General features: G+C 45.2%; 9 protein-coding genes and 1 pseudogene. 3 read left to right on the top strand and 7 right to left on the bottom strand.

Features of this window, described 5'->3' with window-relative positions; genetic code table 11:
- Positions 1-727 (top strand): hydroxymethylglutaryl-CoA synthase (locus ABT997_RS09735; protein WP_350019254.1); only part of this gene is annotated, 727 nt, incomplete at its 5' end.
- Positions 720-1,988, top strand: coding sequence for a hydroxymethylglutaryl-CoA reductase, degradative (locus tag ABT997_RS09730; protein ID WP_125334964.1), 1,269 nt, complete (start codon positions 720-722; stop codon positions 1,986-1,988). The genes ABT997_RS09735 and ABT997_RS09730, both read left to right, overlap by 8 nt.
- Positions 1,989-2,034: 46 nt before the next feature.
- Here ABT997_RS09730 and fni read toward each other — a convergent pair whose 3' ends face one another.
- The 7 genes from fni to ABT997_RS09695 all read right to left on the bottom strand — a co-directional run bounded on the left by fni (position 2,035) and on the right by ABT997_RS09695 (position 9,081).
- On the bottom strand, positions 2,035-3,051 hold the full coding sequence (gene fni / locus ABT997_RS09725) for a type 2 isopentenyl-diphosphate Delta-isomerase (protein WP_125334966.1): 1,017 nt from the start codon (positions 3,049-3,051) through the stop codon (positions 2,035-2,037).
- Positions 3,029-4,054: a phosphomevalonate kinase gene (locus tag ABT997_RS09720; protein ID WP_023027282.1), complete on the bottom strand. Its 1,026-nt coding sequence runs from the start codon at positions 4,052-4,054 to the stop codon at positions 3,029-3,031. Before ABT997_RS09720 ends, fni begins: the two co-directional genes overlap by 23 nt.
- The gene (mvaD, locus tag ABT997_RS09715) at positions 4,044-4,994 is read right to left on the bottom strand and encodes a diphosphomevalonate decarboxylase (protein ID WP_350019253.1); all 951 of its coding nucleotides are present in this window, start codon (positions 4,992-4,994) and stop codon (positions 4,044-4,046) included. Before mvaD ends, ABT997_RS09720 begins: the two co-directional genes overlap by 11 nt.
- Complete coding sequence (mvk, locus tag ABT997_RS09710) at positions 4,976-5,854, bottom strand: mevalonate kinase (protein ID WP_006597106.1); 879 nt, start codon at positions 5,852-5,854, stop codon at positions 4,976-4,978. Before mvk ends, mvaD begins: the two co-directional genes overlap by 19 nt.
- Before the next feature lie 120 nt (positions 5,855-5,974).
- Positions 5,975-6,928, bottom strand: a complete 954-nt coding sequence (locus tag ABT997_RS09705; RefSeq protein WP_350019252.1) for a serine hydrolase domain-containing protein — start codon at positions 6,926-6,928, stop codon at positions 5,975-5,977.
- Positions 6,929-6,963: 35 nt separating this feature from the next.
- The gene (locus ABT997_RS09700; RefSeq protein ID WP_023024457.1) at positions 6,964-7,698 is read right to left on the bottom strand and encodes a CppA N-terminal domain-containing protein; all 735 of its coding nucleotides are present in this window, start codon (positions 7,696-7,698) and stop codon (positions 6,964-6,966) included.
- Between the two features lie 105 nt (positions 7,699-7,803).
- Entirely contained in the window at positions 7,804-9,081 is a 1,278-nt protein-coding gene (locus ABT997_RS09695) for a DUF308 domain-containing protein (protein ID WP_031576319.1), read from the bottom strand.
- A gap of 101 nt (positions 9,082-9,182) precedes the next feature.
- On the opposite strand from ABT997_RS09695, the pseudogene ABT997_RS09690 reads away from it, so the two are divergent.
- A pseudogene (locus ABT997_RS09690) lies at positions 9,183-9,777 on the top strand (Xaa-Pro dipeptidyl-peptidase); the annotation flags it as partial.

Here is a 9,777-nt window from a genome sequence, read left to right as displayed (position 1 = left end):
GACTCAAGGAGCTGGATCTGTCGCTATGTTGGTGACGCAGAATCCACGTATTCTAGCATTCAACGATGATAATGTAGCTCAGACCCGTGATGTCATGGATTTCTGGCGTCCCAACTACTCCAGCACACCCTTTGTCAATGGGATTTATTCGACCCAACAGTACTTGGATTGCTTGAAAACAACTTGGACAGAGTATCAAAAACGGACTGGTCTTACATTGAATGATTTTGATGCGGTCTGCTTCCACCTACCTTATCCCAAGCTTGCTCTTAAGGGCTTAAAAAAGATTCTTGATAAGAGTCTTTCTCCTGAGAAACAAGCCCAATTGCAATACAATTTTGAACAGTCCATTCTCTACAGCCAAAAGGTTGGGAATATCTATACGGGTTCCCTCTTCCTAGGTTTGCTTTCTCTCCTAGAAAACCAACCTCAACTGGTTGCTGGCGACCGGATCGCCCTCTATGGATATGGAAGTGGCGCAGTCGCTGAGATTTTTAGTGCTCACTTAGTCGAAGGATATGAGCAAATGCTCCATCCAAATCGTATGGCAGAATTGGATCAGCGAAAAGCTCTTACGATTGCCGAATATGAGAAGATCTTCTTCGAAGAGGCACAATTAGATGCTGAAGGCAATCAAACCTTCCAAGGTTACCAAGATCAAACCTTTGCCTTATCAGAAATCAACGAACACCAACGAACCTATGTAAAGGTAGAACACCATGGTTAAATTAACTGGTTTTTCAAAAGCAAGTCCAGCAGAGCGTATCGAGAAACTGGCTCAGGCCGGACTCCTTTCAGAAGAAGGACTACAAACAGTAAGGGACAATGACACATTGCCCCTTTCTCTTGCCAATGAAATGGTCGAAAATGTCCTCGGCACCTTAGCCTTGCCCTTTGGTATAGCTCCTGGCTTCCAGATAGATGATCAGGAAATTCAGGTCCCAATGGTGACGGAAGAACCCTCTGTCATTGCTGCTGCTTCTTATGCTGCAGGGTTGATCAAGCGTTCAGGTGGGTTTCAGACCCAGGTTCACAAGCGTCAAATGATTGGGCAAGTGGCTCTCTATGATGTCAGCAATAAAGAAAAGGCCAGTCAGGCGATTACAGAAGCTAAAGAAGAACTGCTCCAACTGGCCAATCAAGCCTATCCTTCCATCGTTAAACGGGGAGGTGGGGCACGAGATCTCTGGACAGAGGTGAAAGGTGACTTTCTCATTTGCTACCTATCCGTTGATCCAAAAGAAGCCATGGGGGCTAACATGCTCAACACCATGTTGGAAGCTCTGGTCGACCCTTTAGAAGAGTTATCCGGGGGCCAAGGCTTAATGGCTATTTTGTCCAACCTAGCAACAGATGCCCTCGTCACTGCAAGGTGTCACATAGACTACCGCTTTCTCAGTCGTGATCCCAAGGAAGCTGCCGAAATTGCTCAGAAAATAGCTCTGGCCAGTCAATTAGCGGCTGTTGATCCTTATCGAGCAGCGACTCACAACAAGGGAATTTTCAATGGCATCGATGCTGTCGTCTTAGCAACTGGAAATGACTGGCGGGCGATTGAAGCAGGTGGCCATACCTATGCCAGTCGATCCGGACAAGCTCTAGGACTATCTAACTGGATGGATCATCCAGAACAGCAAGTCCTAGAAGGTCAGCTGACCCTTCCCATGCCTATCGCTACCAAGGGAGGCTCCATCGGACTCAATCCAAGTGTTCAAGTGGCTCATGAACTACTTGGAAATCCTGACGCCCAGACTCTTGCACGGATTATTGTATCCGTTGGCCTAGCTCAAAACTTTGCAGCGCTTAAGGCCTTGGTCAGCACCGGTATTCAACATGGGCATATGAAACTCCAGGCTAAGTCACTCGCCCTACTTGCTGGAGCTACTCCGTCAGAGGTGGCTCCGGTGGTGCAAGCATTGCTAGAGGACAAACCCTTTAACCTGGAAAAAGCCCAAGCTGTTTTAGAGGAAATTCGTCAAAGTAAGTAAAAAATCCTTCCGTGTAAACGGAGGGATTTTTGCTAGTTTCTTCAAGTTAATCATGGATGGAAGAGATTTGTTCGTGTCCTTCTTTTACTCGTCCGTAAAGAATATAGGGAACCTTTCTTAAATCGGCAATTGTCTGACAAGAAAGGGCACACATAATCAGGCGTAAATCCTCTTTCCAAGCATTGACTTGGGCGATGGCCTCGTCAATCGGCTTTGTCTCTACCAATTCTAAAATGGTCCGAGAAAGACCGACCCCCTTGGCTCCTAGAACCAGTGCCTTGATCATATCCAAGGGATGACGAACGCCACCAGAGGCGAGAACCTCGACCTGATCCATCAGTGGTTGAGCCCCAAGTAGGGCTTGGACCGTTGTTTGTCCCCAGTCATTGAGATAGGAGCGATTGCCTCCCCGACGGTTTTCGATATAGGCAAAACTGGTCCCACCTCTACCAGAAATATCAACTGTCCTGACACCTAGTTCGATAGCTCTTTGGATAGTTCCGGCATCCATACCAAAACCGACCTCTTTTAGCACCAAGGGCACTGGAAGTTGCTTTGCATAACCTGCTAAATGGCCTTGCCAGTTTCTAAAGCTTCGTTCCCCTTCGGGCATGAGAAGCTCCTGCATGAGGTTGACATGGAGTTGGAGAAAGAGGGGCTGGGTCTCTTCAATCGTCTGTATGCCCAATTCAAGCGGTTTGTCAATCCCGATATTGGTCGCAAAGAGTAGGTCCGGATGAAGGTCCTTGACTCGATAGGAGCTATCCTGAGGATCCTTCAAAGCTGCACTATAAGAACCTGTCACAAAGAGAATACCACAGGCTTCTGCCACCTGGGCCAACTTCCGATTGATTTCTCCCCCCTTGGCACTGCCACCTGTCATGGCATTGATATAAAAAGGGTAGTCCCAATCACGACCCGCAAAATGAGTTGTCAAGTCCACCTCATCTAAATCGATAGTTGGTAAAGAGGAATGAATCAACTCAACCTCATCAAAGCTATTGTAACCCGGAGTTTGTTCCAAGGCCAAACGAATATGTTCATCCTTTCGGTTGGTCGTCATACTCTCCCATCCTTTCTGAATATAATAAATCAATCCCTGCTTCTTGCCAGCGTCTGACGATTTCTTGGGCAGCAGCCTCCTCAAATGCGAGGGCGATTCCACAATCTCCTCCTCCAGCGCCACTGGATTTTGCAATGACCTTTAACCCCTCTTCTGCCCTCTTTAATTGGGCTAGTTTTTTGGTATAAATTACCTCATTAAGAGATAGAAGTAAGTCACTAGCCCGACCGATAGAGGACCAGGCTAAGTCTCTGTCTGCTTCTTGAAAGGCCACTAAGAGGTCTTGTACAGCCTGCTCCGTCCCCTCTAAGAAGACAGGATCAATAGCTGAACGAACCTGGTTAATCAAGTCCCTTGAAATAGCAGGTTCTTGGGTCCAACCCACTAAAAAAGTATAGGACAACTGAGGGGAAAGAGGCCGGATTTCATATCCCCAATCAAGGGCTAAGACCTGGTCCAGATCCTGATCTTGTAATTGATCAGCCAGCGCCCGTCTGTCAAAAGAGCGGTAGCTAACCAAGCCTTCATAGGCAATACAAGCTAGGTCTCCCATTGACCCATTGTCACCACGCTGAATCAAGACCAAACAGGCCAAACGAAAGAGCAAGTCTGCAGGCAGGGGGAAATCATAAAGAGCTGCCATGGCTTTGAGGGTCAACAAGACCACACTGCCACTAGAGCCAATTCCGAATTTCTTACCCTCTCGCTCAAATTTCCCCCCAATACGTAAATCAAAGGGAGAAATCGCTACTCCTTGTGACTGGAGGTAGGCGTTCATCAGATGCACGGTTTCTTGGATCAATGCATAGTCCGTATTCGGAGTCAAATCAACCGCAAAAGGAAACATGTCCGACTGAATCCGATAAGTAGATGCTGGTTGGATTTCTGCCTGCATGTAAATAGGGATAAACTGAATGATGGCTGTTTGTCCAGGAGTTAAGATAGAATATTCCCCAGCGACATACAGCTTCCCACCTGCACGAACTTCTTTCTTAATCTTCATGGGATAAATCCTTGGTCTTGGAGACAATGATACGGTAGTCTTGTTCAAAAAGTGGAACCAATTGGTCCAGATCCTCTTCTAGACAGAGAACCTTCACATTCGGACCTGCATCCATGGTGAAGTAGCAACGTTTCCCTTCTTCACGAAGAGAGCGCACGAACTCCATGGCCTCGTAGCTCTTATCCGTCAAATAGGAAAAGGCTGGACTTGCAGTCTTGGTTGTAGAATGCATGAGAAGAGCATTCCGTTCGGTCAATTCCCCTACTTTTTCAAAATCATTGTCCTTCAGGTAACCCAGCATATCTTGGTAATCCCGGGCTGACTGGCGGATCCATTCTTGGAAATTGGTAGAGGTTTCCGTGCACCGTTTCATCCCTTCCCGACTAGAAAGAATTTTTTGTTGGTCGTTTAACACTAGCATGATCATAGCCAGTTTGAGGTCCGTTTCCACCTGGTAAATTTCCCCAGTATCCTTGTCCCAAGCAGCTAAGGGGCCAAAGAAGGAACGAGAAGACGAACCGGAGGCAAACTTAGCCGCTTGAGCTTGTTCTGCCTGCGTCATTCCCAGTTGGTAATAGCAATTGCAGGCTTTTACCAATGCAGATAAACCACTGGAACTAGAAGAAAGTCCTGCAGCTGTCGGCATATTGTTGCTTGTATCAACCCGCACAAAGCCTGTCTCTCCTTCTGGTTTAAAACGGTCGATGACTGCTCCAATCTTGGCCTGCTCCGCTTCATTCTGGAAGACCCCATCAATAAAGAAGGCATGGGACTTGGCTTCAGGTCCCAAAGGACTAAGTCGAGTCTCCGTATACATATTTTCCAAGGTCAAGGAAATGGAACTAGTTGATGGCACCATTGCTTCACTGTTTTCCTTGCCCCAATACTTAATAATGGCGATATTGGCATACGATTTCACGCTTACAGGCTTTCGATCCATAACTCCTCCACTCCTTTATTTCTTAGTTCTTTTGCGATCATCTCTGCATGTTCCTGGTCTGCAGCAAGGGCAATGATACAGCCACCGAGCCCGCCACCGCTCATCTTGGCTCCCAAGGCTCCACTCCCTAAGGCTAGTTCCACCAATTGATCCGCTTCTGGACAACTCACTCCCACTGCTTGCAAATGATGATGGCAGTCTGTTAAGATGCGTCCCAAGGTGAAAGCATCTTTTTGAGCAAGAGCTTTTTCTGCGTACTCAGTTAGAAGTCCAATTTCATGGAAACTAGCAAGGGCCGCTGCTCCCAACTCCTTGACTTTCTGAATGGCTTCTTTGGTATGGCCATGGATACCTGTATCAGCAATGACTAGCTTGGCACCCAAATCAACTTCTAACTCACTAAAACCGACGTTGCGAATGAACTTAATCGGCTGATCACTGAGGCAGGTCTTGGCATCCAGCCCACTTGGATTCATATGTGCAATCATTTCTGCTCGATTAACTAAGATTTCCAAGGTTTCTTGACTCAAATCTCGCTTGAAGTAATCAAAAACTGCTCGAATCGCCGCAATACTGACAGCAGCCGAGGACCCCATCCCCCGCTGGGCCGGAATCATGGAGTCAATCTGGCAAGTAATGGCCGCCTCCTCAATCCCCAAATACTCTAAGGAAGCGTAGACCGCCATCGATAAGCTATCATTCTCAAAAAGGACCCACGGACGCTCCGCAGGTACAATCTGACAAGTGACCTGAATGTGAAGGAGGGGCAAGGCAATAGCTGGATAGCCATAAACGACCGCATGTTCTCCTATTAAAATAATCTTGCTATGTGCCTGGCCGACACCTATCGATCTAGTCATACGTCTCTCAGTTATCTTCATTCTTTTCTGCTATAGATTGCTTGATACAATCTTCTCTCCTTCCATTTTAATATAAAAAAAGAAAAAAAGCGATGGCTAAACCACGCTTCTTTCTCCGTCTTAGGAAGGATTTTTTCCGGTTCCTTCCATTCCTCTTTTGATGAGCTCCATGAGTTGATTCCGATCCAGGATCCATTGGGCCCGCTCATCTTTTTCATAGGTCCGATTGGATAGGAAAATAGCTGCCAATTGGAGCTTGCGATTATAGAGAAGGAAGGTCCCCGTATAGCCTGTATGGTCCAACCAGTCTCCTTCCAGGTTCCAGGCCAGAGAGCGCGCCTTCCCTTCTTCCAAGGCATAGTTCTGCGATAAAATCTCTGCAAAAGGATCCTGTAAGTAATGCTCCAGGAAAATTTCCATATCTCTAATGGTCGAAAACAGACCTGCACTTCCGGCATGGACTCCCAGTACACGCGCTTTCGGATCATGGACGACACCAGCTGGAACGCCACGAAGGGTTGGCACCGCTTGAGAAACCGGGCCAAAAGTAGTCTCCTTCATTTGCCAAGGTGCAAAGACTTGCTCCTGAAAAATCTGGGCCAAATCCTGACCATACCACTTCTCCAGAAGAAAGCCCAACAAAAGAAAATTGACATCTGTATAGTGGAACTGGCGATTGTCCTTGAGCTTCAAACGGTGCAGGGCTTCTTTTAAGCCCTCAGCATCCAAGTCATCTCGTCTAGGGATGAAAGGATCCAGCCCAGAAGTATGGGTTAAAAGCTGACGGATGGTCACCTCTGCCTGCTCCATATCCGGATAGTGAGAAGCTAAGGGACGATCGATATCAATTTGCCCTTGTCGGACCAGAAAAGCAAGAACCGTTCCAACTCCGACGACCTTACTCACACTGGCTAAATCATAGGTCAAGCCAGGAATAACTGGCTCTTGCTTGTCTGGATCAGCTAGTCCCAAGTAATACTCCTGCCAGCTTCCTTTCTGATAGAGCGCAAGAGAGGCACCTGGGTAGATGCCTGCTCCTATTTGCTCTTGAATTTTTTGGATGATTTTTTCCATTTTTCTTCACTCATTTCAATCAGCCAAAGACTTGCTTAGGCTTCGAACCACCATTCAATCTTGCTTGGATCCTCAACCAAGACAAATTGTTGCCTTTTTGGTACAAAAGTCACCTGATCTCCAAAGCAAGAGGCCACTTCACTTGCTACAAATGGCTCTAGAATGACCTTGACCTGACAAAGGTCCCAAGTCTGTCCATTAGCTAGTGTGAGGTCCGGACCATCTGATGCTTCTAAGTCTAAATACTCTTCTAAGCCAGGTAGTTGTTGATAGAAAGCTGTAGAAGTCTCTACATTAGGTACACGAAGAACTATCTTTTCTACGAAAAACTCCGTCAAGGTTGTAAACTCTTCATTCGCTTGAAAATCTGGAACTTCCTCAATTTCAGTTAAACTGTCCACTTGCTCTTCCGCATGGAGCAAGATACGATCTCCTTCTGGCGAAAGAGCTTCAAAGGCATAGCCATTTTCCCCTCTGAAGAGGCGATCAACTTGATGACCACGAGCCAGAAGCCACTCAATTTCTTGCGGGTTGGTCACGCGAATCTTTAAGCAAGCCAAGCGTTTTGGTCCCTCAACCTTACGGGTTCTCATACTAGGGGATTCCTCTAAATAGAGGCGGTCTGTCTTCGATTGATCTCCAAGGGATAATAAAGCCCCATCTTCCAACAGGGTTTTCATTCCTAAGACCTTTTCAAAAAATTCTTGATTGACATTTCGATTGTTTGTTTTTAATACGGGTGAAATACTACTAATCTTATTTATGCACATAATTCCTCCAAGTCTTTTATATTTTAAAAGATTTTCTTTTTTTTTACAAGAAATCTTGTGCAAAAAAGACAGATTTCTCAAAATTTTGAATCTGTCTTTCTTTACTTAATATACTGTTCGTGTATGGACCCGCCCGTTTGGAGCTTCAAATTCGTATTCTAAGTAATCCTGATAGGTCCCTGGTGCAATCACTCCACGCACATCTAATACAGCCGTTCCCGCCTGTCCCACAATGGAATCTGCTAACAGGCAGCAATTAGTAGACAGAACAAAGTAAGATTTAAAACGCGAAGAAGTAAATTTATATAGCTCAGCCCCTAAATCATATTTCAATTTGTAAGCGTAGGTCGGCTGACCGTCTTCCAGTAACCTCCTAGGTGGATCCCAAGGTTCTAACAACTGATCAATTTCAGCTAGACGCTTCTCTACTGCCTGATTCTCTTCTTCGGTAAGGGATAGGCTGTAGCCAAACAGCGTCTTTTGACTCTCTTTTTTACATAGTTCGATGTATGGTTCCTTATCCACTTTAAACAGTACGCCATCCCCAATCGTCCCAAATAGACGCTCTGAAAAGGGATCGTAACTTCCGTAAGAAATGACCTTCCCCTGATAACAAATATCTACATGCCCAATCGCTCCAAATAAGTTGCTGTCAGAAGTATGAACCAAAATTTCTAATTCCCTTGCCTCTTCTTCTTTTTTCACCAATCGATAAGGGCCTGTGTGTCCCGCCGAGCTCCCTTTTTGAAGAAACTGGTTAAACCGTTTTAACTCCTTAGCAGGGATAAAGGCTGCAAAGATAACCGGTAGGCTAATACGAAAGCGACGTTTTAACTCTTGGCCTTGTTGGTCTTTGTCAAATAAAATACCATCTCGAATATTAGAAATCCCCAACAAGACCAGATAAGCCCCCAAGAGGATAAATTGGAAGTGCCCATCTGAACCAGGTTCCAAGACAGTTGCTAGACCAAGCCCACCGTTTAAAAGCGCATCCCATAAATAGAACCAGCCTCCTTTTACCCGATTGGCCTTATAAAGCCAAAATGTGATCCCATAGACAATGGCACTCCCCAACTGATATGCCCCTAAACAAATCACAACTAAGTTTACGGGCAGACTACTCAGTCGATTCAACCAGATCAACGCAAGTGAAAGAAAAATAAACCAAATAGAGTGGCTATAGGAAATAGACTTGCTACGTAACAAAAAGCGAAGAAGAAAGCTTCCTAGTCCATCAACTAAAAAGTAAATGGCTAATAGATCCAAGGAAAATTTGGTGAAACCAACGCCGTTTCGAAAAATGAGAATCCCAAAAATGACGGCAAGAACCCCAAACAATAAGGTCCGTCTTCTTGCAACTTGTTCAAAAGATATTTTTTTCAATATTCCTTCTCCTTATAGACGAAAGGTCTTTAGACAAATACTATTTTATCAAGTATAATATAAAAAGTAAAGAACAAAGAAACTGATAAAAGGAGCAGTCTATGAAATACAATCAATATAGCTATCTATCTGTTGACCAAAAAGACATTCTTAAGGAACTAAAAGAAATTGGGTTTGACCTTCCCACCCACCTCCCAGAAAAAGAACTGTTTGAATGGTTTGTCCGCAAGGTTTACTTCACCTATAAAGATACAGATTATCCCCTCTCTAACCTAGTGGTGGATTCTAAAACAGACTTTTTAACGTATATCCAATCTGACTGCGAATGGTCTCCGAACATTTTTTACACAGTAGCCCTCCAATTACTCGGTTTCCGCTATTTTATTGATTTTGAAGATACGGATAGCTTCTTGAAAGAAGTCCAATTTCCGATTGAGTATGGAAACTTGGTAGAAAACCTCTACCACCTCCTCAATACTCGAACAGTCAAAGGGAATTTACTAATTGAGCAGTTGGTCAGCGATGGCTTGATTCCTGAAGACAATCGCTACCACTTTTTCAACGGAAAAAGTCTAGCTACCTTTAACTGCCATAATGTGATTCGTGAGGTGGTCTATGTGGAAAGTCGGATTGATAGCGACCAAGATGGCCTTCCAGATTTGGTCAAGGTCAATATTATTCGCCCTCGCTATGAAG

The sequence above is a fragment of the Streptococcus australis genome (assembly GCF_040226615.1).
In the GTDB taxonomy this organism is placed as follows: domain Bacteria; phylum Bacillota; class Bacilli; order Lactobacillales; family Streptococcaceae; genus Streptococcus; species Streptococcus australis_E.
Note: the sequence above shows the minus strand (reverse complement) of the source record. Positions and strands in the feature narration are given on the sequence as shown.

Excerpts from the sequence above, each read along its gene's own strand:
- mvaD (WP_350019253.1), bottom strand. The coding sequence starts at position 4,994 with ATGGATCGAAAGCCTGTAAGCGTGAAATCGTATGCCAATATCGCCATT.
- ABT997_RS09720 (WP_023027282.1), bottom strand. The coding sequence starts at position 4,054 with ATGAAGATTAAGAAAGAAGTTCGTGCAGGTGGGAAGCTGTATGTCGCT.
- fni (WP_125334966.1), bottom strand. The coding sequence starts at position 3,051 with ATGACGACCAACCGAAAGGATGAACATATTCGTTTGGCCTTGGAACAA.
- ABT997_RS09705 (WP_350019252.1), bottom strand. The coding sequence starts at position 6,928 with ATGGAAAAAATCATCCAAAAAATTCAAGAGCAAATAGGAGCAGGCATC.
- ABT997_RS09700 (WP_023024457.1), bottom strand. The coding sequence starts at position 7,698 with ATGTGCATAAATAAGATTAGTAGTATTTCACCCGTATTAAAAACAAAC.
- ABT997_RS09730 (WP_125334964.1), top strand. The coding sequence starts at position 720 with ATGGTTAAATTAACTGGTTTTTCAAAAGCAAGTCCAGCAGAGCGTATC.
- mvk (WP_006597106.1), bottom strand. The coding sequence starts at position 5,854 with ATGACTAGATCGATAGGTGTCGGCCAGGCACATAGCAAGATTATTTTA.